Below are 25,113 nucleotides of genomic sequence, written 5' to 3'. Positions count from 1 at the left end.
GTGTGGGGTCTCCCCATGTGAGAGTAGGTCATCGCCAAGCATCCAAATAAACACAAAAGCCCTAGCCTAAACCGCTAGGGCTTTTGTGTTTATACGCTTCGCGAAAACTTATCTCGATGTCAACCCGCCGCTGAGCGGGATCCCCAGCTGCGCAATACATTGCTCCGCGCGACACATCATCAAAATGCTGCGCATTTTAGGCAATGATGACTCGCCCCCATGTATCCCCTTCGGGGATAAAAGAAAGTAGGTCATCGCCAAGCGCCTAATTATCTCATTGAGATGTAACGAAGCCAGCTGAAGCTGAATAAGCTGGCTTTTTTGCGTTTGCAATTTGCAGAAATTGATATATTTTTCTTCCAACTTGCATGTTTCCCCATTATTTTGTTCACCAGTTCACCAGTTCACCAGTTCACCAGTTCACCAGTTCACCAGTTCACCAGTTCACCAGTTCACCAGTTCACCAGTTCACCAGTTCACCAGCTCACTTGCCATTTCAATTACTGAGTTCCTTTTCGATCTTAGGCTTCCTCATTTCGTTCTTGTCATAGTCCTATTGCTTAATCCTGCGTATAACTAAAAGCCTAAGGTCTATCTGAGGTAGCATTGTCGCGTATCACTCAAGATAACCGTTCCATACACTAATGCCGGGCACAACTCTGCGTTGATACCAAGGCGGATACTGAAGTTATCAAAATGGATGATTTAATTTGTTAGATTGACCCCATTCCTTTCCTTCAATCAATTCCTTCAGAACGACATGCCTTTCTATATTCATTCAGAATCAAATAGCAGTGACTTGGATTGTGAAATCTGCATACTTTTTCACTTGGATTATTCCTATGTCCGTTGTCTTCAATTTAGGAATCATTTTTTAGCCTAGGACATCATTTAGACTTAAATCCAGCATAGTGGGTATTTCATTATGGAATATTGAATTAATTGCCCGATTTATGAGGATTAATGACTGGCCGCCTTTGGATTTATTCAATATTGGTAAGACCAATTTACATTAGCATGGTGTTTTTGTTATCAATTGGTTATGTTTGTAGCGGGTTAAGTTCAAGCTGATTTTCTTGTTGCGTGAGTTATTAATTTTTAAATGTGATTTTTTATTCAAAAATTCTTTGGTTTGGTGGTCGCTATGGGTCTGTCTACGAGAGACCCATAGTTTGTAAACCGCTCAACCGATTGAATGTTGAACTTGGATGCGATAGCGATGGTTTTGGGGCAATCGTACTGTTGATAGGGATTGAGAGAGTAAGGGGTAGGGGGAGCTATGGAGGATGTAACGCAATCTTTATTGGATGCCGTTGGCATTATGTTTTTGGGGATGGGCTTAGTGTATTTATTTTTAGGTGTACTAATCCTTGGGATCCATTTGGTTGCGCGTTGGTGTGCAGTCGATGCTGCCTCTGCACGTTTTGCTAAAAATCATGCTAAAAGTCAGCAGAGGGTATCGCAATCTGATGCTAAGCCTTTAGATCCAAATGTGGTCGCTGCGATTTCATTGGCGGTAAAGCAGTATCGTTCACAGATTAAGTAATGGGGAGCAGTATGACTTTTGTATCTAATTCTACGACGGCAGTGGCTAAGCCATTATTTTTAACTGATGTCGTTTTGCGGGACGCGCATCAATCCATTTTAGCGACGCGCTTACGCATTGATGACATGTTACCGATAGCGCCACTACTCGATAAGATCGGCTTCTGGTCACTGGAATCTTGGGGCGGTGCAACTTTTGATGCCTGCATTCGTTATCTTGGTGAAGATCCTTGGGATCGAATTCGTGAGCTGAAAAAGGCCATGCCGAATACGCCGCAGCAAATGTTACTGCGTGGCCAAAACCTCTTAGGTTATCGCCATTATGCCGATGATTTAGTCACGCGTTTTGTTGAGCGTGCCCATACCAATGGCGTCGATGTATTTCGTATTTTTGATGCGATGAACGATGTTCGAAACCTCGAGACTGCGGTGAAAGCAGTGCGCCAAGTTGGCGGCCATGCGCAGGGGACGATTTCGTATACCACGAGTCCAGTGCATACCATAGAGACGTGGGTTGATATGGCAAAACGTCTCGAAGATATGGGTTGTGATTCTTTGTGTATCAAAGATATGGCGGGCTTACTTAAGCCGATGGAAGCGTTTGAGCTTATTAGCCGACTCAAATCTCAGACGCAACTCGTGTTATCTATGCATTGTCATGCGACGACAGGGTTGAGTACTGCCACTTATCAGAAAGCCATTGAAGCGGGCATCGATGTGCTCGATACGGCAATTTCGTCGATGAGTCAAACCTATGGACATACTGCAACTGAAACCGTTATCGCTATGGTGGAAGATACTGAGCGCGCAACGGGTTACGATATGGTGTTGCTTGAGGAGATTGCCGCTTATTTCCGTGAAGTGCGCAAGAAGTACGCTAAGTTTGAAGGCGCACTGAAAGGCATAGATTCGCGGATCTTACGTGCACAAGTGCCTGGTGGCATGCTGACAAATATGGAGAGCCAACTAAAGGAACAAGGTGCGGCCGATAAGATGGACTTGGTATTGGAAGAAATTCCCCGCGTACGTGCTGACTTAGGTTTCTTGCCGTTAGTGACGCCTACATCGCAGATTGTCGGCTCGCAGGCGGTCATTAATGTGCTAATGGGTGAGCGTTACAAGTCACTGACTAAAGAGACTGAAGGCGTGCTTAAGGGCGAATATGGCGCGACGCCTGCGCCAGTAGATGCCGCCTTGCAAGCCAGAGTCTTGCAAGGAGCTGAAGCCATTACATGTCGCCCTGCGGATTTATTAACGCCGGAGCTGGCTAAGTTACGGCTCGAGTTGGCAGATAAAGCGCAGGAACAAGGTATTCGCCTATCTTCAGAGCATGACGATGATGTGCTGACCTATGCACTCTTCCCACAAATAGGATTGCAGTTCTTAAAGAATCGTGACGATCCAAGCGCCTTTGAGCCTAAGCCTGAATTGACTGCGGCACTTGCTACTAATGCTGCGGATCGTGGCCCTGAAACCTACACTGTGACTGTCGAAGGGCAAGAGTACGTAGTTGAAGTCGCCACAGGCGGGGAGATCTCGCAAATCCAGCCACAGGGCCAAAGTGTTCATGCCGTACAAGCTGCTATTGCGAGTTCAACGCCAACTGCGTGCCATGGAGAGATCAGGCTTGAAATGAGCGCGCCGCTGTCGGGCAACATCTTCAAAGTTCATGTTTCTCCAGGCGATAGAGTGTGTGAAGGCGATGTCGTGATCATCCTTGAGGCGATGAAGATGGAAACTGAAATTCGTGCTCAGGGCGATGGCATTATCGCTAAGCTCTGGGTGAAAGAAGGCGACTCAGTGTCTGTGGGTTCTCAATTACTGGCCTTGGCGTAGGAGTCATTATGGAAGGTTTAATGGCTTTTTGGGCCGAGACAGGTATTGTCCATTTTACTGGCGGGCAAGTGTTGATGATGGCAGTGGGCGCTTTGCTCTTGTATCTCGCCATCGTGCGTGGGTTTGAGCCTTTATTGTTGCTGCCAATTGGTTTTGGTGCAGTGCTGGCGAACATTCCCCACGCGGGATTTACCGAAGAAGGTGGCATGCTGTATTACGCCTATCATGTGGGGATTGAGACTGGGGTATTCCCACTGTTGATCTTTATGGGCGTAGGCGCGCTGACCGACTTTAGTGCCTTGATTGCCAATCCTAAAACCCTGTTGTTAGGGGCTGCGGCGCAGTTTGGGATTTTCGCGACATTGATTGGGGCGATAGCGCTGAACTTAGTGCCGGGCTTTGAGTTTACTATGAAGGACGCGGCGGCCATTGCGATTATTGGCGGTGCTGATGGACCGACGGCGATTTTCCTCGCCTCCAAACTGGCGCCTGAGTTATTGGGGGCGATTGCGGTCGCGGCTTATTCCTATATGGCGTTAGTCCCTATTATTCAACCGCCGATCATGCGCTTACTGACAACCCAAGCTGAGCGCGAAATTAAAATGGAGCAGCTGCGCGACGTCAGTAAAAAAGAAAAGATCATTTTCCCTTTGATGGTGCTGGGATTAACGATCCTCTTCTTACCCGCGGCCACGCCGTTAGTGGGCATGTTTTGCCTTGGTAATTTGATGCGCGAATCGGGCGTGGTGGATAGATTATCGAAAACGGCGCAGAACGAGCTTATTAATATCGTCACGATTTTCTTAGGGTTAGCTGTGGGTTCTAAGTTATCCGCGGATCAATTCCTGCGGCTGGAAACCTTAGGGATTCTGGTTTTGGGTGCCTTGGCTTTCGGTGTTGGTACTGCCGCGGGGGTGTTGATGGCAAAGCTGATGTGTAAGCTGTCGGGCGGTAAAGTGAATCCGCTGATCGGTGCCGCAGGGGTATCGGCTGTGCCTATGGCGGCGCGCGTTGTCAACAAAGTGGGATTGGAAGCGAATCAACATAACTTCCTGCTGATGCACGCAATGGGGCCCAATGTGGCGGGGGTGTTAGGCTCTGCTGTGGCGGCGGGGATTTTACTTGCTGTTCTTGGGTAACGGATTGGGTTAATCACTGAGTTAACCGATTTGGGTTAACTGAGCTTTGAACATCTTCCAATCGTTAGCTTAGTTTTATCACTAAGGCCAACTCAGTATTGAGTTGGCCTTTTGCTAAGCCGTTAACCACATTAACGTGATGAGGATTAAAATCATCCCTTCGCCTATGCCGATAATGTAGATAAAACCTCGTCTGCCTTGTTTTAGCGTGAGTTTGTTGGCTTTTAAAAATAACGCCCAAAACAAACATAGGATCAGCGGGATAAGGAAGAGTCTCGTCATTGTCTGTTCTGCTAAAATGTGAGTTAGAGTTATTTTAGAGTCTAACAGCTTGATCTTATTTGAGTAACCTATTTTGCAGTTGATGAGGACCGTTGGAGTTGATTGGGGCTTTAAAGCCGACGGATTAAAGGCCGTTTGTTGAATAATAAAAAAGACCGCCTAAGCGGTCTCTTCATTTACATCATCTGCGCAATTTACGCAATTTACGCAATTTACGCAATGTTACTGATGGCTTAGCGCAGTGGCTTCGACCTAGTATTGTTATTGCTGCGAATTCACAGGTGTAATGTCTTGGTTATCGTTCGAATAGAACTGCGCTTCATCGAGTTCATTTTCTGATTTACCAATCACGACTGCTGTCATCATATCGCCCGTCACGTTCGTTGCCGTGCGGATCATATCGATAATACGGTCAATCGCGGCGATAAAGGCAATGCCTTCGAGTGGCAGACCAATCACACCTAAGGTCACAGTTAACATCACCATTGCACTTCCCGGCACGCCAGCGGTACCAACAGAAGCGACAGTCGCAGTCACGGCAATCATCACATAGTCCAGTGTATCGAGCGGAATATTGTAAATCTGCGCGATGAAGATAGCGGCAATCGCAGGATAAATACCCCCACAGCCGTCCATGTTCATCGTTGCGCCTAATGGCATCACAAAGGCGCTATAACGCTTTGATACGCCCATGGTTTCGACCGCGCGAGTACTCGCAGGTAAAGTTCCGAAACTTGAAGAAGTACTAAAGGCGACTAACTGCGCTGGCATAGCTTTGCGGAAAAATTGCAGTGGGCTTAAACCACCGACAAATTTCACTAAGCCACCGTAAACAAAGATGATGTGGATAAAGGCGGCAATGTAGATAGCCCCAATAAACTTACCTAACGGCAGTAAGGTAGATAAACCGTATTCACCGACAACCCAAGCCATTAAACCAAACACACCGATAGGGGTTAGTTTTAAGACCATGCGAGTCAGTTGGAACATGACTTCTGCGCCCGCTTCTATGGTGCGTTTTAGCGGCTCAGCTTTCTCGCCGACTTTATTGATAGCGATACCCACTAACGCGGCAAACACGATAATTTGCAGTACCTTGCCTTCAGCCAGTGAGGCGAAAGGATTGACTGGTATCATATCGAGCAACACTTGTGCAAAACCAGGAATATTACGCTCGCGCACTTCCGTTGCCGTGAGCTGCATAGTGCCGCCCATGTCGATCATTGAACCTACGGCTAAGCCAATCAGCGAGGCAATCGTGCCTGTCAGCATGAACATGCCTAAGGTTTTAAGGCTCAAGCGTTTCAGGCTAGTTTGCGAGCCTAGCGACGTGATACTGACGACAATGGCACAAAATACCAAAGGCGCGACCAACATCTTAATGGCGCCAATGAACAGATCTCCGAGTGGTTTTAGCACTGTAGCGCTTTCACCTAAAATAACGCCAACGAGCGCACCTAAGATAAAGCCTGCTAAGACTTTTTGCCAAAACGGAATGCGGCTAATGGTTTGAAGGATCATGCATATTCCAGAAAAATAAATTAAGAGTGAGCCAATAGACCTGCGATGATAGGATTCGTATTCAACGAGTTGAGCGTGATGTTAACGCGCCCTCAGTCATGCGCATGGTCATTGATTGCCATAGTTAAACCATTGTATCGACAGAGCTAGGGTTATAACAAACCGTTTTTCTTATAACTTATTGTGATAAGTGAGTTTGTTGTAAAAAGATTAAGTGAAACATTCAATTAACCCATGACAAACCTTATCGCATTGAATACAAAAAGAGAGATTTATCATTGAGTAAGCCATTATGACTGAGTTAGGCATTATGTTCACCGGCGCTTTTTTAGCGGCGACTTTGTTACCGGGGGGATCTGAAGTCTTACTCGTGGCGCTATTAAACAAAACCCCAGAGGCTTGGGTTGCGCTGGTCGTGGTGGCCAGTATTGGCAACACGTTGGGCGCGATGACCAGTTTCTATTTAGGCCGCTTAGGTCGCCTAGCAAAATCACCAGAAGCGTTAGCGACAGGTAAACACGCAAAGGGGCTCGCCTTGATTGAACGCTACGGCGTGTTGGCGCTGTTACTCTCATGGGCACCGGTTATCGGCGATATTCTCTGTTTATTGGCGGGCTGGGTGAGGTTGCCGCTAATTTCCTCTTTACTGATGATTTTAATCGGTAAAACAATTCGTTACTTAATTGTTGTCGCTGCCGTGCTGCAATGGATGGCTTGATGGCGTTAGGATGCATTTAATGGTTAAGGGCGGGGAGTGTTTTTCCGTTTAGACTGAATTTACTGTATAGATAGGAACTTAGTGTCAATTTTGCGAGTCATAAATCCCAATGCTTAATCATTTAAGCGCACTTTATTCTACGGACTTTGACTCAGCGGACTGTGAATAAGCGTACTATGACTAAGCGCATTGTGACGCTACACAGCGATGAATATACGCAGCACTATGATTATGAAGCTGTATTTTTGACCCATTGATGTATGAGGGGAATGTTTTGAAGAAATGGATATTAGCGGTCGCAATTTCTGCCGCACTCGCGGGCTGTGCATCTGAAACGACTACGGCGAACTTGCCAGCAGGCGTTAAACTTATTGAAAATGTGCAATTGGCCGATTCGCAAGTAGGGATCCCCTACAAAAAGTACCAATTAGCCAATGGGTTAACGGTTATTTTGCATCAAGATTATTCCGATCCCTTAGTGCATGTCGACGTCACTTATCATGTGGGCTCTGCCCGTGAATTGGCTGGCCGTTCGGGTTTTGCGCATTTATTTGAACACATGATGTTCCAAGGCTCGCAGCACGTCGCCGATGAACAACATTTTGAAGTGGTTACCGAAGCTGGCGGCACCTTAAACGGCACGACCAATACCGACAGAACCAACTACTTTGAAACCGTACCCAGCAATCAATTAGAAAAAATGCTGTGGCTTGAGTCGGACCGTATGGGCTTTTTATTGCCGGCACTCACCAGTGAAAAATTTGAAGTGCAGCGCGAGACAGTGAAAAACGAGCGTGCGCAACGTATCGACAATCAGCCCTATGGCCGCATGAGTGAGCGTTTTAGCCAAGCCATGTATCCTGTCGGTCATCCTTATTCTTGGCCTGTGATTGGCTGGCCGGACGATCTTAATCGCGCCACAGTTGATGATGTTAAACACTTTTTCCAACGTTGGTATGGGCCTAACAATGCAACCCTGACCATAGGTGGCGATTTCGATGAAATGCAGACCTTAGCCTGGGTAAACAAATATTTTGGTGAAATCCCCCGCGGCCCTGAAGTCTCTTTAGAGCAAAAGGCGCTGGTTAACTTAGACAAAACGCGTTACATCTCCATGGAAGATCAAGTGCACTTGCCTCTGATCCGTATTGGTTTTCCAACCGTATACGCAAGGCATCCTGATGAAGCTGCGCTCGATCTGTTAGCCAATATTTTAGGCGGCGGCAAAACATCCTTGTTATATAAAAACTTGGTGAAGGATGGTTATGCCGTGCAGGCCAATGTCAGCCACCCTTGCCAAGAGCTGGCGTGTCAGATGTCGATTTATGCTTTAGCTAATCCTGAAAAGGGCGGCAAACTGGCGGATCTGGAGCAACGCATCCTCGACTCGATTAATGAGTTTGAGCAACGTGGCGTTACCGATGACGATTTGCAAAAAGTCAAAGTGCAGTTTGAGGCCGATACCATTTACAGCCTGCAAAGTGTTTCTGGCAAAGTGTCTGCCTTAGCGATGAACCAAACGCTGTCGGGCAATCCGAACATGATAGCTTCAGATTTGAGTCGTTATGCCAATGTGACCAAAGACGATGTGATGCGCGTGTTCAAGCAATACATTAAAAATAAGCCTATGGTGGTGATGAGTGTGGTGCCGCAGGGTATGACGTCACTTATCGCCCATGCCGATAACTTCACGCCAGCGACCTTGCCCATTGCGCAAACGGCGGTTGAAGGGGATTTGCCAAAGCCTGAACTCGTTTCAAGTTTTGATCGGACTAAGATGCCCGCATCTGGCGCTGCACCTGTGTTAAAGGTTCCGACAATATGGACTAAAACCTTAGCCAATGGCATAGAAGTCATGGGGACACAAAGCACTGAAACGCCTACGGTTGAGCTGATTGTGTACCTTAATGGCGGCCATAGACTGGTACCAGTTGAAAAAGCGGGCTTAGCGACGCTGACCGCAGAAATGCTTAATGAGTCGAGCCAGAAACGCAGCAGTGAAGCGCTTTCGCAAGCGTTAGAAATGCTCGGCAGTTCAGTCGACTTTAGTGCCTCTGAGTATCAAAGTGCGATTAAAATATCGACGCTGACAGCGCATTTAGATGAGACGCTGGCGATTATGGAAGAAAAGCTCTTCCAGCCAGCCTTCAACGAAGCGGACTTTACCCGAGTAAAACAGCAGCAGTTACAGCAGATCCAGCATATGCAGTCCGATCCTAGCTACCTAGCTGATACGGCGTTGTCGTCTTTGTTATACGGTAAAGACAATGCCTTAGGCGTGAATGACATAGGTACGCTCGATTCAGTCGCGGCGCTTACGTTAGCTGATGTAAAAGCGTTTTATGCCCAGCAGTATCAAGGCGGTAACGCTAAAATCGTCACAGTCGCCAATTTACCTGAATCAGCATTATTGCCTAAGTTAGCGGGGTTGAGTCAGTGGCAAGGGGCCGCAGTTGTGGTGCCGCCACTTAAGCCATTCCCAGCATTAAAAGGCGGTACGATTTATCTGATTGATAAACCTGGCGCAGCGCAATCGGTGATCAATATCGCCAAGCGCGCATTGCCCTATGATGCCACAGGCGATTACTTTAAATCTTACCTGATGAACTACCCGCTCGGCGGCGCATTCAATAGTCGTATCAACCTGAATTTACGTGAAAATAAAGGTTATACCTATGGCGCTCGCACCAGTTTTGCGGGCGGTGCTGAAGTCGGTGATTTTGTCGCATCAAGTAACGTTCGCAGTGACGTGACGGCGAAAGCACTCACTGAGTTTGTAAAAGAAATCAGTGCGTATCAGCAAAAGGGTATGACAGATACTGAACTTGCCTTTATGCGAAATTCAGTCTCGCAAGGTCAAGCACTTGATTATGAAACTCCGTATCAAAAAGCGGGCTTTATGCGCATGATCCAACGTTACCAATTGAGCCAAGATTTTACGACTCAACAGGACAAGATCATTAATACTGTAACAAAAGATGAACTCAATGCCCTCGCGGCTTCCGAGCTAGATATCAATAAAATGGTGATTCTAGTGGTGGGAGATAAAGCAAAAATCGAAGCAGATTTAGCGGCGTTGGGCTATCCAATTGAAACTTTAGTATTGTAAATTGGTATTTCGCCCTTATATAGGTGATAGACGTGTACGTTAATTAACGACTATTCGTCACATATTTACCGGATTTACATCGAAAGACGGTGACAGCATTAGCTGTCACCGTCTGCTTTTAACAGTACAAGTTGTGAATTTGGCTTGCCCCACAGACAGGTTTAGATTTATTTTGAGGCGTATTTTGCAAGATAAGCCTCAAAATAAAGGTCTGACTGTTAACCTTGTCGCGATAGCGAATCACCAATTAGAGAAGCGCAAATTGAAGTCATTCAATGAATTAGTACAACATCTCTCGGACGCCCATGGGCGCACCGCACTCTTGGGTATGTTACGTGGCATAGAACGTGAGGCGTTGCGGATTGATGAGTCGGGTTATCTCGCCACCGATTCGCATCCTGAAGCCTTAGGCTCAGCGTTAATGCATTCGCGTATTACGACGGATTACAGTGAAGCCTTGCTCGAGTTTATTACTCCGGTACATAACAATGTTGAACAACTGCTAAACGGATTAACTGAAACCCACGCCTTCAGCGTGCGCCATTTAAATGGCCAGCGCCTGTGGCCTGTGAGCATGCCTTGTTATGTGAAGGACGAGAAACAGATCCCCGTTGCCCGTTATGGTTCATCAAATACCGGTATGATGAAAACCTTATATCGTAAGGGCTTAACCTATCGTTACGGCGCCTTGATGCAGATTATTTCTGGGGTGCACTTTAACTTTTCGGTATCGCAAGAGTTATGGCAAAGCCTGTACGAATTGAGCGATAAGCAGTTAAGTTACGATGATTTTATTTCTGAATCCTATTTTGGCTTGATCCGTAACTACCGCCGTTTAGTCTGGGTGCTACCTTATTTATTTGGTGCCTCACCAGCATTATGTAGCTCTTTCATTAAAGATCAAAAAACCGATCTCAAGTTTGAAAAAACGGGTCACGGTACTCTGTATCTACCCTATGCGACTTCGTTGCGTATGAGCGATTTAGGCTACACCAACAAAGAGCAAGAAGAGCTGAATATCAGCTATAACTCTTTGCCTGAGTATCTGGCTGGCGTGAATGCGGCCATCAAAATGCCTTCGGCAAACTTTGCCAATATTGGCGTTAAAGTCGATGGTGAGTATCGTCAGCTCAATGCCAACGTATTGCAGATTGAAAACGAGTTTTACTCGCCAATCCGTGCAAAACGGGTGACGCGCAGTGGCGAGAAGCCGTCAGAAGCCTTAGCCCGTGCAGGGGTGGAATACATTGAAGTGCGTGCTTTAGATGTTAATCCATTTAGCCCGATTGGCATTGAGGCGACCCAAGTGCGCTTCCTCGATTTATTCCTACTCTATTGTTTATTAACGCAGTCGCCTAAGTCTGAAGCCAGCGAAGAGGCGAGATTAAGCGCGAATCTTAAAGCTGTAGTGCTTGAAGGCCGTAAACCTGGGCTTGAGTTATTAACCGCAAACGGTTCACGTTCGCTTAAATCTTGGTTAGAAGAGTTGTTTGATGCTTTGCAACCTTTGGCGGTATTGCTCGATGGTGAGGCGACGGATTATCAAGTGGCGTTAGCCCATTGGCGTAAAGCGGTTGAAGATCCTAACTTGACCCTGTCTGGACAAGTGCTGCAAAACGTAATCAACAAAGGCCAAGATCATGGTCAGTGGGTGATGACGTTGGCACAGCAATACTATCAATTCTTTGTCGATTATCCCTTGTCGAGCGAGACCATAGCGCAGTATCAAGCCGAAGCATCCAGCTCACTTAACAAGCAGGCCGAGCTAGAAGCGGCGCAACGTTCAGTTTCGTTTGATGATTATCTGGAAGATTACTTTGGAGCTCAGTCGTGAAAGAGGGCTTATTCTCTTTCACTCGCTTGCGTATCAGCGCAGCTTTGATTGGGGCCAGTGCCTTATTATCAGGCTGCGCCGCTTCACCAGAAGATCCACTGGGCTGTGGCACTGTGTCGGGTTATTTGCAGCCCGATGCCAGCACTCACTGGTATCGCGTCGTCGTGACCCATTTAAACGGTCAGGCAGTGGTCTCTAAGCCTAATTATCAGCTAGCACCCGGCGAGTATGAGTTTACTGTCGCGGAACTGATTGATGATCCTAGCTTGTCGGTCACACTTGCCGCGCGAACGCCTAAGGTATTTAAGCTCAATGTTGAGAGCCATCAGCGTTATCATATCGGTGCGCTATTTCACACCGATAAGCGTTATATGGGCAAAGACACTGGATATTGGGAACCGGGCGTATGGCAGCAAGAAGAGCATGAGTGTCAGTTTGAGCTGAGTCCCGAAACGAAATAGCCAAAGCGTTTAGCTCAAGTGCTAAGCCAGCAACATGCGATTTAAGTCAGATTGATTTACCCCTTGCGTTTAGATCTTCTAAGCGCAAAAAAGCTTTTTATGCTTGCCTCAGACTGAGTCTATGACATCATGGAGCCAGCTAACTCTCCAAAGAATATGATATTAATGAATAAACCCGCCGCTATCTTACTCTGCGCAAGTCTCGGCATCTTGTCTGGTTGCGCGACGTCACCGCCTAAGTCTCCCGAAAATTTGTGTGAGATATTTCAAGAACACCGAGATTGGTACGATGCCGCTAAAGACGCCCGTGACAAATGGGGGGTGCCAGTGCATGTGCCGTTAGCTATGATGTATCAAGAGAGTTCATTCAAGCACAATGCCGCGCCACCGATGGAATACTTTTTAGGTTTTATCCCTATTGGCCGTGCCAGCGATGCTTATGGTTATGCGCAGGCTAAGACCATGACGTGGGATGATTATGTGCGTGAGACGGGCAACAATTGGTCGAGCCGCAGTGATTTCGATGATGCTATGGATTTTATGGGCTGGTTTATCAGTAAAACCCATAAGATTAATGGCGTGTCTAAATGGGATGCGCGGGCCCAGTATCTTAATTATCACGAAGGCTGGGGCGGTTATCGCCGTGGCAGTTACAAGTCTAAGGCGTGGTTAGTCAAAGTAGCGAACAAAGTGGATGCGCGATCTAAACGTTACGCGGCGCAATATAAAACCTGCCAAAAAGATTTGGATTCATCTTGGCTGTGGCGCTTATTCTTTGGTTAGGGTTAGGGTTAGGGTTAGGGTTTGGCTAGAGCTTAGTTTGATCCCATTGTCAGCCATTTGAATGAGAGTCTATGGCTGACTTTAGGTGTTTAACTTCGATATTCAACTCAGAGACATACTGACTTTTGATATTGGCCTGTTAATAGCGGCTGTCGTAACTGAGTTCAACGAGCTTATTGTGCTTTCACCGCGAAAGTTTCTAATGCTTTAATGGCTTTCTTCTTCGCGCGCTTTTGCTCATACATGGCATGATCTGCAGTCTTAAAGGATTGATACCAATCGGTTTCGAAGGGTGCAATCCCAAAGCTAAAAGCGAGGCTAAGCTCTGAACCTTGATTCAAGGTTTTGCGCATATCATCTAAGTCCTGCTCGATTTGGGTTAGCGGCCCATGGCATAAAGCGACAAACTCATCGCCACCAAAACGGGAAATAATGCCTTTATTTTGCCAATAGGTCAGTATGGCTGTGGCCGTGCGTTTAATGGCAACATCGCCTGTCTGGTGTCCATAGGCATCATTAATGGCCTTCAGATTATCCATATCAATAATAATCAAAAAGCTGCCAAGGTGAGGTTTGTGCTGCCAGTGGTGCAGTTCATCTTCAAAATTCTTTCGATTATAAAGTCCTGTGAGCGGATCGAAATTTGCGAGTTTAGTGATCTGCTGTGACTTCTGATAGAGCGCAATGGCATTACTGGCTTCGTGGGTCAGGATAGAGACAAGGTTGCGGTCGTAATCGCTAAAGGCACCAAGGCTACTGCTGTCGAGATTGAGCATGCCATAGAGCTTGCCATCGATACGGATAGGGCTAGACAGTGTTGAGCGTATCGGCTGCTTGGACACTGTGAGTAACACTCTTTGATCATCTTCCGTTAAGGTGCTGGCAGCATTGATATTTTTCATATCATTGATGACCACGACCTGATCGCATCTCCCCTTAGTGAGCCGATATTCAAAGGTTCGCTCTAAGGTAAAATCCAGTTGTCTGAGTTTTGCTAAATCGAGCCCCACGACAGATTCAAAATGCAGTTTGTTATTTGCTTCGTTGACTTTAATGATGCTGCCCATTTCGGCACCATTAATCACGTAAACGGCTTTGTTGAGCAAGGCGTCGAGAAAGGCATGCTCATTTTTATAATGGCTTGAGAGATGCGCGAGCTCGTAAATGGCATCATTGATGGTGACGACTTGCTCTAAATGCTCCCACAGTCGAGTTAAACGACCTTGATGCAAATAGTAAATCAGGCTGTAGGCAAAAATGTAAATGATGCAAACAAACAGTAATGGCAGGATAGTCCAACCTTCTGTGGGTGCATTAAAGATAAATAGCAGGACGAATAGACATATCGGCACGATGAGCAATAGCAGATGATAGCGATAATCTAAGCGATCTATGGTCTTACGTTTGAAATTATCCCTTAATTTCACTCGAGTATTCCTTTATCCGTGTCATTGCTAGCCACAATTGAATGCTATACATCACTAACGTATCTACACTGAGTTCTGTTAAGTATATAACGAAAATTGAAATATAAACTGATATGAAACTGCGAACAATTTCATATCAGCGATTTTGGTACTAAATACTGAATTAACGCGAATTTTCTGCGTATTCGGCCAATATCCAAGCTAAAGGAGCTTGGTATTGGATGGGCATCCATGTTTGCAGTGCGGCTATGCTCTGGTTGAGCATAGTTTGGTTGGGCACTGATAGGTTCAAATGGCCCACTTTACGACCAGGGCGCACTTCTTTGTTGTACCAGTACAACTCAGCATTAGGCAAACTTAACCAGCGTGGATCATTATCGATACCGATAAGATTGACCATAACACACTGAAAATTCACTTGTGGCTGTGGGATCGCAATTCCGCAAAGTGCGCGCAAATGCAGCTGGAATTGATCCATATGTGTTCCGGCTTGAGTCCAATGGCCTGAGTTGTGCACTCGCGGTGCCAGTTCATTCACCAATAACTCATCGCCAACACGGAAGCATTCCATCGCCATTACGCCAACGTATTCAAGCTCATGCATAATGGCGCTGAGCATAGCTTCGGCTTGGGCTTGCAAAGGGCTTAAGCGTGCCAGTGGCGAAATCGACGCCATTAAAATGCCATCTTGATGTAAGTTCAGCGTCAGCGGATAAAACACGCATTCGCCTTCGCGAGTACGTACGCCAACTAATGATACTTCTTCATCAAAATTAATCGCTTGCTCAGCAATTGCAAGGTTACGCCAATCGTTTGGAATATCACCCGCTTCGGCTTGTTTAAGCCAATGTTGACCTTTACCGTCATAACCACCGGTACGGCGTTTCATCAAGACTCTTGGGCCATAGTGCTGATACAGGGTATCGACTTGGGTGTTATCGTCAACTAATGTCCAAGGCGCTGTGGGAACACTCAGTTGGTCGAGTAGACTTTTTTGGCTAAAACGGTCGGCTAAACGGCTAAATACCGGACCATTAACAAAATGGGGGTGTGAGCTGAGTTGTAAGCTAAGGGCGGACTCTGGCCACTGTTCGCGCTCGGCGGTGATGATGTCGTGCGGCGCAAGTGGCAGGATGTCATCCGTAGGCGTCATGATATCAACGGCGTTAACTTCAATCGCTAATGGCTCGCCAGCGTGGGTCAACATGGCGCCCAGCTGACCATTACCTAATACCCAAACTTTAGGTTTAGTGTTTGTCTGGGTCATTAAACTTCCCTCGGATCTGGATTGTCCAGTACCGCACGGGTCTGTTCTTCTCTGAAAGCGTCAACACGAGCCGCTAATTCTGCATCGTTATTCGCAAGGATTTGGCAGGCCAATAATCCCGCATTGAATGCGCCCGCTGTGCCTATAGCTAAAGTGCCAACGGCGATGCCTTTTGGCATTTGAACGATAGACAATAAACTATCCATACCTGACAGAGCTTTACTTTGGACTGGGACACCTAATACGGGTAAGCGAGTTTTAGAGGCAATCATACCGGGTAAGTGCGCTGCACCACCGGCGCCACCAATGATGATTTTAAAACCACGATCGGCGGCAGAGGCTGCAAACTCCATGAGTTTATCTGGCGTTCTATGGGCGGAAACCACTTCAACATGATAAGGCACTTGCAGTTTATCCATTATCTCAGCGGCGGCTTCCATCGTGGGCCAATCACTTTTAGAACCCATAACAACAGCAACAAGGGCTTGCATGATAACTCCTTAACTCACTAATTTTAATTATATTTTGACCTTGTTTCAGGTCTAGGTACAGTTGATGCTTGTCTAGCCGTCACCGGTAGCAAGCATCATGGCGCTGAATAATACCATGATCCTCGTCATTTCTGCCCGTTTTTGCGAGCGAAAAAACGTCTTTTGCTGTGATGAATGGCTTGAGTAATTGAGTCATAAAAAAGACCAATCCTGAGATTGGCCTTTGAGATAAGTCAGCAGCATTAAGCCGCTGAGATTGCGCTGCGGGTTTACTGTGTCTGCTTATCCGCAGTGATTTCTGTTTGCTGAGTGATAACTGGCGCTTCGGCCATGGCTTCTCGTAGGGTCGAGTAAAACTTCAACACGCCCTCAATCGGCTGGATCTTGGCTCTTGCTAGCGTTCGAATGGGCTGGAACTGTAGATCGGCAATAATGAGCTTAGTTTTATTCGCTTTGCATTTTTCAATCAGTTTTGTCAGCGCGGCTAAGCCACCGGCATCCAAAATCGAGACCCCATCGAGATACAGCACTATCACTTGTTTATCTTCGGTGAGACTGGCGATTTCGGAGAAAATGCGATCGGCAGCGGCGAAAAATAGCGGCCCGTTAATTTTGAGAACAGCCCAATCGGCGGGTAACTCTTGATCGACATAACGCTTGTTGGTGCTGATATCGTAAAGCCTTGTCATCTCGGCAATTTCCTTCATAAACAGCAAGGCGGCGAGAATGATCCCCACACTGATGGCGATGACCATGTCGAAAATAACCGTTAATGAAAAACAGCTAACAAAGACCATGATATCGCTGGTGGGCGCGGTTTTAACTAAATGCAGCGCTTTGTGGGCCTCACTCATGTTCCAAGCTACGACGAGTAGCAGTGCCGCCATGGCCGACATCGGCAAGTAGGCGAGCACGCCCGCTAAGGCGACTAAACCAAACAATACCACTATGGCGTGGATCATGGCCGCAATCGGACTCTGTGCGCCTGCTTTGACGTTCGCCGCGCTACGGGCGATTGCCGCTGTAGCCGGAATCCCGCCAAAAAACGGCGTGATGATATTACCTATGCCTTGGCCGAGTAACTCACTGTTGGCACTGTGGCGCTTGCCTGTCATGCCATCGAGCACCACAGCACACAGTAGCGATTCGATCGCCCCTAACATGGCAATGGCAAAGGCGGCAGGTAACAAGGCTTGAAAGGTCGCTAAATTGAACTGAAAAGCTTGACCATTTGCGCCAGCCTGCAGCCAAGGCCACTCGAAACTTGGCAATACCGCAGGGATCCCCATGCCTGTGGTGCCATCACTCAGTTGGTAGTGGAAACGAGTGCCTATGGTTTCTATATCAGCGCCCATGGCATTGAGCACCAAGGCGAGGATAGTGCCGAGTATGATTGCCGGAAGGTGCGCTGGAACAGGTGTTTTGAGTTTAGGCCAAAGTAGCATAGTCGCTAAGGTGGCGCTTGCAACCAGTAAGCTAGGCAAATGGATTGAAGGTAGCGCTTGGGCTAATGCCATTAGCTTGGCCAGATATTGCTCCGGCATATGGGCAATTTCGAGCCCGAAAAAGTCCTTTAGCTGCAAGGTGGCAATCACTACGCCAATCCCTGCGGTAAAACCTAAGGTGACGGATTCGGGAATATACAGAATCAACCGACCTAGACGCAGCGTCGCCATGCCGACGAGTATCATTCCTGACATCACAGTTGCGATTAATAATCCTGCTAAACCAAACTGTTGGGCTATGGGGTAGAGCAATACCACAAATGCCGCTGTCGGGCCGGACACACTGTAACGTGAGCCGCCAGACATGGCGATAATAAAGCCACCGACAATGGCGGTATACAAGCCGTATTGAGGCGCAACACCACTGGCAATGGCTAATGCCATCGCTAATGGAATTGCAATAATACCCACAGTAAGACCGGCAAGAAGATCTTGCCCAAAACGTTTAAACGAATACTTATCTTTCACGCAAGCTTCTGTGAGTGCGTGGGCGATCCTTAGGGAAAATAAATGAGCTGAGTGTGACACAAGAGGGTCCCATAGCTAGGCTAGCAACAAGCTTCTATTTTAGTGGCCAGATTGAATGTGCAGTGTGATCTTGCCAGCAAAAGCGATTGAAAATACTTTGTTTTGTATAAATAGTGTGCTTGAGGCAGTTTGATTCTCATTTAAGTATGTTTTGCAAAATATCGAGATGTTTTAACCCTTTTGCTAATGCGGGCCGTTTACAGCTTTAGGTCAACATCAAAGGCATTAAACATGAAAACAAAATATTCCCCAAAAACCGTTTCAGTTTCCGATCCAACTATCTACCTGCAACGGGGAAACGGTATCCCATCGGCGACCAATATGGCTGCTCTATTACTGGTCGCAGTGAGTTTAACGGCCTGTGGCGGTAAAGGCGCCGAAGTTCAACATCGACAAGCCAAGCAGCAAGCCGAGCAACGTCATCAAGAAGCGTCGCAGCGCCAAGCTGAAATGCGTGATGCTGCTAAGGTTGAGATGGCGAGAGTTACGGCGCCGATGCAAATGTCTAGCAATGGGGCAGTGATGGGAATGAGCATAGCGCCAATGCCGCGTGATTATGCCGCGATTCCGTTAGCGCAAAATAAATTCGAGCAGCAAGTGCAAAATGGCATCATGGTGGCAGGGGAGATCCCGGTATCGACGTTTTCCATCGATGTCGATACTGGCAGTTATGCCACCTTAAGACGGATGTTGAGGGAAGGGCGATTACCCGAGAAAGGCACTGTCAGAGTTGAGGAAATGCTCAATTATTTTGCCTACGATTATCCCTTACCCGCTAAAAACGCGGCGCCGTTTAGCGTGACGACAGAGCTTGCTCCCTCCCCCTACAACGATAACATGATGCTGCTGCGGATTGGCCTTAAAGGTTATGACTTACCTAAATCTCAGTTAGGCGCCAGCAACTTAGTCTTTTTACTCGACGTCTCAGGCTCTATGGCGTCAGCGGATAAATTGCCTTTACTGCAAACGGCATTAAAGCTGCTAACAGCGCAGTTAAGCGCGCAGGATAAAGTCTCTATTGTGGTTTATGCAGGGGCGGCTGGTGTAGTGCTCGATGGCGCGTCGGGGAACGACACTCAAACCTTGACCTATGCGCTAGAGCAATTAAGTGCCGGTGGTTCAACCAATGGTGGGCAAGGGATCACGCAAGCCTATCAATTGGCCAAAAAGCATTTTATCCCCAATGGCATTAATCGAGTCATCCTTGCGACCGATGGTGATTTCAATGTTGGCGTGACAGATTTTGATGATTTGATTGCCTTGATTGAAAAGGAAAAAGATCATGGCATTGGCCTGACAACCTTAGGGTTTGGCTTGGGCAATTATAACGATCAACTGATGGAGCAATTGGCGGACAAGGGCAATGGCAACTATGCCTATATTGATACGCTGAATGAAGCGCGAAAAGTGCTGGTGGACGAGTTGAGTTCGACCTTATTCACTATCGCCAAAGATGTGAAAGTGCAGGTGGAGTTTAATCCAGCCTTAGTCTCGGAATACCGTTTGATTGGCTATGAGAATCGCGCCTTAGCACGGGAAGATTTTAATAACGATAAGGTGGATGCGGGCGAGATTGGCGCGGGTCATACAGTAACAGCCTTGTATGAATTAAGGTACGTTGAAGCTGGGAATAGGATGAATGATAAACTTAGATATGGCGTTGATGCTCAAACGGGGAAAGAGAAATACAGCCGTGAAGAAATTGCTTTCCTTAAATTGAGATACAAGTTGCCAGCACAAACGCAGAGCCAATTACTGAGTTATCCCATCAGGTTAGATCAAAGCGTTAAACAGCTAGAGCAAGCAAGTGATGATTTTAGATTTGCCGCCGCGGTTGCAGGGTTAGGGCAATTACTCAATGGCAGTCACTATCTACATCAATTTGATTATACTAAGTTAAGCTTACTCGCACGTTCAGCATTAGGGGATGATCCCTTTGGTTATCGACATGAATTTGTGCAGTTAATGGAAACCGCAGCGGCGATAGAGCAATCTAATCAGCTGCCAATTAACAAAACATTCGATGGCTCGGATAAACCTTTTCCTCCACAAGATAAACTCCATGGCGAGCCAATGAGAGATAAGAGCAATCCGCGTAATGAGAGATTACAATAGTAAAAGTGAATACAGGGGGTTAACCCAAATGACGAGGAATTTCCCGTGGCATTAGCAATACCGCAATTACCAACCCATGAGCACTCAGATGAGCAATTGATGTTGTGCTATGCCAAGGGCGATTCAAAAGCATTTGAGCAGTTATACCTGAAGCACAAAGGCGCGCTTTATCGCTACTTTGTGCGCCAGTTAGGTGATAAGCAGTTAGCTGAGGATTTATATCAAGAAACATGGGGACGGGTGATCCGCGCAGCGGCTAACTACGAGGCCAGTGCTAAGTTTACTACTTGGCTATATCGTATCGCCCATAACTTATTGATTGATCATGTGCGAGCGGTAAAACCCGTCGATTTAGTCGCCACTGATGAGGACGAAACTGGGCTCGATACTTTTGTGGCGGGTGAGCAAGATAAGCCCGACGTGCAGTGGCAAGAAGCGCAAAAGAGTTTATTGCTAAAGACCTGTATCGCACTGTTACCCCAAGTCCAGAAAGAGGCATTTATCCTGAACATTGAAATGGGTTTTACGGCTGCCATTATTAGCGACATTGCGGGCGTGACTTTAGAGGCGACTAAGAGCCGTATTCGCTACGCTTACCAAAGTCTAAAGGATTGCGTCAGCGCGAAATGGCAGGAGGCGGGTCATGAGTAATTCATCTTCAAATGCCGATGAGCGCGCATTACAACAGGAAGTGCTGGCTTGGTATCGCCAACAGGCCTTAGAAGTTCCACCGCAGCAACTTGATCAAGATATCTTGCAGCTGGCGCAAACTCACTTAGCTGAAATGCATCAAAGTAAAATAACCGCTGTTGAGTCTCCAACTTCCGTCTGGCGACGTCACCCTTGGGCGTTATCGAGCGCGGCATCTTTGGTGCTTGTTGTGGGTTTACTTGTACTTAATCGGCCGCAAATCGAAGATGTCATGGCTCCAAGTCCAATGGCGATGAGTGCTCCGGCGCCACAAGCCATGACGAGAATAGCAGATACGCAAGCGCTGCAATCCTCAAATATGCAAGCAGAAGCTGTGGCTAAGCATGAAATACAGACTCAAATGCAGCAAGCGAAGGCCGCAGCGGGTGCGCTTGAGCGACAACATGATGCAAGCAGCCCAGCTATCGCTGCAAGGTCGATGAATGCACCCAGCTCGGCTGAGTCTTCAGACATAGATAAAGTGCCACTCGCAGAGTCTTTACATCAGTTACATGCTTTCATCGAAGCGAAGGAGACTGAGCAAGCATTGGTGCTTGAGCAACAACTGCTTAAGGATTATCCACAACTCGCCGTTGAGGCCACAGATAAAGCGCAGCTAAGCGAACAACAGCTGGAATTTAAAAAGCTACAACAGCAGCTACATCAGCTTGCTAAATAAGTGTGTTGTTGTGGTTTTAGTAATAAAAGCGTGATGATCAATCATAACGTGGTGAGAAAAACCGCTAAATGCCCCTGAGATTTGGATAGACGTGTTAGTGTTTGTGGTCTGTTTACTGTTTGGTATGTGATTTACTTGATCACCGTCATAAAGTGAACAGGATTTAGCCTGCTATATTGGTGTTAGTCTACGACTTGACTAGTATCAATAGTCAGATCCATATCCAGGAGGCATTATGCTTAAAAGACTCATGCATGATCATAAACATATAGCTGTATTGCTAAATGTTTTAAAAAACAAGCAGATGAAGCTGTCAGAAGGTGAGTCAATCAACTTCATCGTGGTGCGCGATATCGTTGAATATATGCAAGGATATGCTGAGCGTTGTCATCATCCGGTTGAAGACATTATTTATGCCTACTATCTTGCGCACAAAGCTAATGACAGTATCGATAAGTTGAGTGCCGAACACGAGTTAGTGATCCAAGCCTCGGCGGCTTTGATGACGACGTTGAATCTGATCCTCAGTGATATTGTGGTTGCCCGTGAGAAACTGATTGTTGATTTTGCAGATTATGTCGCATTACAAGAGCGGCATATGCAAATGGAGGAGCGGGAAATATTCCCGTTATTGGCCAAAACATTGACTGAACAAGATTGGCAGTTGATTGAGTCTGAGTGCCAGAAATCCTTGATTGATGATCCTTTATTCTTAGATCGCGAGCAAAAAGAATTTGAGGACTTGCGGGCTTATTTAACAACGGCTGATTAGCATTGATTCACTTAATTAGGCTCACTTTGCGGGCTTGAGCTGAGAATTCAATACAACAGAGTGACGTGTTTTTTGCGCTAGCTGTTGTTGCTAGTGAGTCACTATTTGCGGAAGCTGGCCTTGGTTGATGAGAGCAGAGCTTAGCGTTAGTCATATAGCGCTAGTCATTTAGCGATAGCCATATTGTCGTAATGGGGAGTTTAGTGTTCTCGCGCTCGCAGCCGTAATCAACGCATTTCTCATTTCACACGCTTAACAGTATTCCCTCTTATTTCCCGCCACATTCATTATCACAAATAAAAAAAGCGCCTAAGGCGCTTTTCTTTTTCATGTTTGAATATGATGGTTTAGATCATCTCAACATCTGATTACAACTGGATGGCATCAATGTCGTAGTTAAAGTTATTATCGATTTCTTGGAGTTCTTTGAGCAAACGATGCTTATCTTTCAACGCTTCGATCTCACGCCATTTACGCTTTTTATTGGAGCCTCGCGAACGATCGGGTCTTTCAACGACTTCATCTAGCGCACAACCATAATCTAAACGATCCATGGCAACCTCCTGTTGTTGTATGTTTTGTCAGCGATTAAATAACATATTTTTAAAACAGGGTGCAAGAATTATGTTTCAATTGTGTTAAGTTGAAATGAACTTTGAGTGATATGTCGTTGATCTTAAGTGTGGGTTGAGAGCGAGGAAGAGTCGGAAAGTTGAATAAAAATAAAAGGATAAAATTAAAAAGCCAGCAATTGCTGGCTTTTTGTTCGATTAGATTTTGCCTTGTCGATAAAGGTTAATCAATGCGTTACTTGAGGCATCTAAGGCATCACAATCCTGGCCAGCGCCGATGCGTGCTAACACATCGTTACCCAGATCCTTACCGAGTTCTACACCCCATTGGTCAAAGGAGTTGATGTCCCAAATTGCACCTTGAACGAAGGTTCTGTGTTCATACAGGGCAATTAAAGCACCTAGGGTGCTCGGCGTGAGCTTATCCATGAGTAAGGTGTTGCTCGGCTTGTTGCCTGGCATCACTTTATGTTTTGCGATCAGCTGCTTCTCAGTCGCTGATAATGCGCTATTAGCGAGTTCGGCTAAGGCTTCATCAAAAGTACGACCTTGCATTAAGGCTTGAGTCTGGCCAAAGCAGTTTGACGCTAATTGGTCATGGTGCTCACCGATAGGATTATGACTTTGCAGTGGCATAATAAAATCGGCAGGGATCAGTGCAGTACCTTGATGCAACAGCTGGTGGTAGGCATGTTGGCCATTAGTACCTTCGCCGCCCCAAATCACCGGACCTGTACTGTAGTCAACATCCGTCCCGTTTAAGGTGACAGACTTACCGTTACTTTCCATATCGAGCTGCTGGAAGTAAGCCGGTAGACCACGCAGATAATGATCGTATGTCAGTACAACATGGGACTGAGCATTGAAGAAGTTACCGTACCATAGGGATAATAAGCCCATGATCACTGGCATATTTTCTGTCAGTGGTGCATTGGCGAAATGCTCATCCATTTGGTGCGCACCTGAGAGCAAGGCTCTGAAGTTATCCATACCAATCAAGAGTGCTATCGGTAAACCAATCGCTGACCAGAGTGAGTAACGACCGCCAACCCAATCCCACATTGGGAAAATGTTGTCTGCATCAATACCAAAATCCGTCGCTTTAGCGACGTTTGACGTCACTGCGACAAAGTGTTTTGCCACATCCGACTGCAAACCGCCTTTTGCTAAGAACCATTCTCTTGCAGTGAGGGTATTGGTTAAGGTTTCCTGTGTTCCAAAAGATTTGGACGACATGATGAACAAGGTCGTTTCAGGATCCAGTAACTTCAGCTTCTCACTGATTGAAGTACCGTCGACGTTTGCCACAAAGTGACATTTCAACTCTGGGTTCCAATACGGGCGCAGCGCTTGAGAGACGATCTTTGGACCAAGGAAAGAGCCACCGATACCGATACTGACGATATCGGTTATCGCTTTACCTGTGTAACCTTTCCATTGACCCGACGTTACTGAGCTCACAAACCCTTGCATTTTATTCAGCGTTTGTTGAACTTCAGGAACGATGTCTTGACCCTCGGCAATAATCGACTGTTCTGCAGTGCTACGCAGCGCTGTGTGCAGAACGGCGCGCTTCTCGGTGGTGTTAATGATTTCACCAGCAAACATCGCTTTGATTTTTGCTTCAAGTTGACTATTGCTTGCCAACGCAAATAACAGATCAAGCGTTTCCGCCGTTGCTCTGTTTTTAGAGTAATCCAGTAATAAACCACAGGCAGATAGCGACATTTTATTGAAACGTGCCGCGTCAGTGGCAAACAATTCCCGCATATGCGGCACATTTTTACTGTGTGCTGATAAAGCTTGCCATGTTGAGCTTTGGGTCAAGAGTGTCATCTC

At 46.6% G+C, this 25,113-nt stretch carries 20 protein-coding genes; 12 read left to right on the top strand and 8 right to left on the bottom strand.

The window, feature by feature from the left end; genetic code table 11:
- Positions 1–1,279 precede the first annotated feature (1,279 nt).
- The 3 genes from KV201_RS06945 to KV201_RS06935 are packed head-to-tail and all read left to right on the top strand — an operon-like array spanning position 1,280 to position 4,520.
- Positions 1,280–1,546: an OadG family transporter subunit gene (locus KV201_RS06945; RefSeq protein WP_115335307.1), complete on the top strand. Its 267-nt coding sequence runs from the start codon at positions 1,280–1,282 to the stop codon at positions 1,544–1,546.
- An 11-nt stretch (positions 1,547–1,557) separates the two neighbouring features.
- Positions 1,558–3,381, top strand: coding sequence for a sodium-extruding oxaloacetate decarboxylase subunit alpha (gene oadA, locus KV201_RS06940; protein ID WP_226058898.1), 1,824 nt, complete (start codon positions 1,558–1,560; stop codon positions 3,379–3,381).
- Positions 3,382–3,389: 8 nt separating this feature from the next.
- A complete protein-coding gene (locus tag KV201_RS06935; RefSeq protein ID WP_226058897.1) occupies positions 3,390–4,520 on the top strand; it encodes a sodium ion-translocating decarboxylase subunit beta in 1,131 nt (376 codons plus the stop codon).
- A 114-nt stretch (positions 4,521–4,634) separates the two neighbouring features.
- Here KV201_RS06935 and KV201_RS06930 read toward each other — a convergent pair whose 3' ends face one another.
- Positions 4,635–4,802, bottom strand: coding sequence for a hypothetical protein (locus KV201_RS06930; protein ID WP_006080601.1), 168 nt, complete (start codon positions 4,800–4,802; stop codon positions 4,635–4,637).
- 261 nt (positions 4,803–5,063) lie between these two features.
- Positions 5,064–6,323, bottom strand: a complete 1,260-nt coding sequence (locus tag KV201_RS06925) for a dicarboxylate/amino acid:cation symporter (RefSeq protein ID WP_071939274.1) — start codon at positions 6,321–6,323, stop codon at positions 5,064–5,066.
- Positions 6,324–6,615: 292 nt separating this feature from the next.
- Between KV201_RS06925 and KV201_RS06920 the strand changes: the two genes are divergently transcribed.
- The 5 genes from KV201_RS06920 (at position 6,616) to KV201_RS06900 (ending at position 13,228) form a co-directional block, all read left to right on the top strand.
- Positions 6,616–7,041, top strand: a complete 426-nt coding sequence (locus KV201_RS06920) for a YqaA family protein (RefSeq protein ID WP_226058896.1) — start codon at positions 6,616–6,618, stop codon at positions 7,039–7,041.
- Positions 7,042–7,297: 256 nt separating this feature from the next.
- A complete protein-coding gene (locus KV201_RS06915) occupies positions 7,298–10,150 on the top strand; it encodes a pitrilysin family protein (protein WP_226058895.1) in 2,853 nt (950 codons plus the stop codon).
- A 184-nt stretch (positions 10,151–10,334) separates the two neighbouring features.
- Positions 10,335–11,984: a glutamate--cysteine ligase gene (gene gshA, locus KV201_RS06910; protein WP_006084956.1), complete on the top strand. Its 1,650-nt coding sequence runs from the start codon at positions 10,335–10,337 to the stop codon at positions 11,982–11,984.
- Entirely contained in the window at positions 11,981–12,445 is a 465-nt protein-coding gene (locus tag KV201_RS06905) for a hypothetical protein (RefSeq protein WP_006080606.1), read from the top strand. The genes gshA and KV201_RS06905 overlap by 4 nt, the downstream gene beginning before the upstream one ends.
- A gap of 165 nt (positions 12,446–12,610) precedes the next feature.
- Positions 12,611–13,228, top strand: coding sequence for a hypothetical protein (locus KV201_RS06900; RefSeq protein WP_277914467.1), 618 nt, complete (start codon positions 12,611–12,613; stop codon positions 13,226–13,228).
- Between the two features lie 173 nt (positions 13,229–13,401).
- Here the strand turns inward: KV201_RS06900 and KV201_RS06895 are convergent, their stop codons facing one another.
- From KV201_RS06895 to dauA, 4 genes are all read right to left on the bottom strand, one after another.
- Positions 13,402–14,655 carry a diguanylate cyclase gene (locus KV201_RS06895; protein ID WP_226058894.1) on the bottom strand — a complete coding sequence of 418 codons (1,254 nt, stop codon included), beginning with the start codon at positions 14,653–14,655 and terminating at the stop codon, positions 13,402–13,404.
- A gap of 163 nt (positions 14,656–14,818) precedes the next feature.
- Entirely contained in the window at positions 14,819–15,922 is a 1,104-nt protein-coding gene (gene purK, locus KV201_RS06890; protein ID WP_226058893.1) for a 5-(carboxyamino)imidazole ribonucleotide synthase, read from the bottom strand.
- The gene (gene purE, locus KV201_RS06885) at positions 15,922–16,413 is read right to left on the bottom strand and encodes a 5-(carboxyamino)imidazole ribonucleotide mutase (protein WP_006084961.1); all 492 of its coding nucleotides are present in this window, start codon (positions 16,411–16,413) and stop codon (positions 15,922–15,924) included. Before purE ends, purK begins: the two co-directional genes overlap by 1 nt.
- Positions 16,414–16,682: 269 nt before the next feature.
- Positions 16,683–18,446, bottom strand: coding sequence for a C4-dicarboxylic acid transporter DauA (dauA, locus tag KV201_RS06880; protein ID WP_115335302.1), 1,764 nt, complete (start codon positions 18,444–18,446; stop codon positions 16,683–16,685).
- 231 nt (positions 18,447–18,677) lie between these two features.
- On the opposite strand from dauA, the gene KV201_RS06875 reads away from it, so the two are divergent.
- The 4 genes from KV201_RS06875 (at position 18,678) to KV201_RS06860 (ending at position 22,702) form a co-directional block, all read left to right on the top strand.
- On the top strand, positions 18,678–20,561 hold the full coding sequence (locus KV201_RS06875; RefSeq protein ID WP_226058892.1) for a VWA domain-containing protein: 1,884 nt from the start codon (positions 18,678–18,680) through the stop codon (positions 20,559–20,561).
- Positions 20,562–20,606: 45 nt separating this feature from the next.
- A complete protein-coding gene (locus KV201_RS06870) occupies positions 20,607–21,212 on the top strand; it encodes a sigma-70 family RNA polymerase sigma factor (protein WP_006080615.1) in 606 nt (201 codons plus the stop codon).
- A complete protein-coding gene (locus KV201_RS06865) occupies positions 21,205–21,930 on the top strand; it encodes a hypothetical protein (RefSeq protein ID WP_226058891.1) in 726 nt (241 codons plus the stop codon). Before KV201_RS06870 ends, KV201_RS06865 begins: the two co-directional genes overlap by 8 nt.
- 235 nt (positions 21,931–22,165) lie before the next feature.
- Positions 22,166–22,702 (top strand): hemerythrin domain-containing protein, encoded by a 537-nt coding sequence (locus tag KV201_RS06860; RefSeq protein WP_006084966.1) that lies wholly within the window; start codon positions 22,166–22,168, stop codon positions 22,700–22,702.
- Positions 22,703–23,070: 368 nt separating this feature from the next.
- On the opposite strand, the gene KV201_RS06855 is transcribed toward KV201_RS06860, so the two are convergent.
- Positions 23,071–23,256 (bottom strand): DUF3545 family protein, encoded by a 186-nt coding sequence (locus KV201_RS06855; RefSeq protein WP_006080618.1) that lies wholly within the window; start codon positions 23,254–23,256, stop codon positions 23,071–23,073.
- Between the two features lie 216 nt (positions 23,257–23,472).
- Positions 23,473–25,110: a glucose-6-phosphate isomerase gene (pgi, locus tag KV201_RS06850; RefSeq protein ID WP_063883436.1), complete on the bottom strand. Its 1,638-nt coding sequence runs from the start codon at positions 25,108–25,110 to the stop codon at positions 23,473–23,475.
- Positions 25,111–25,113 lie beyond the last annotated feature (3 nt).

This window comes from Shewanella sp. SR1, assembly GCF_020447145.1.
Taxonomy (GTDB): domain Bacteria; phylum Pseudomonadota; class Gammaproteobacteria; order Enterobacterales; family Shewanellaceae; genus Shewanella; species Shewanella baltica.
The sequence above is the reverse complement of the archived record's forward strand: the minus strand, read 5'-3'. Positions and strand labels throughout refer to the sequence as shown.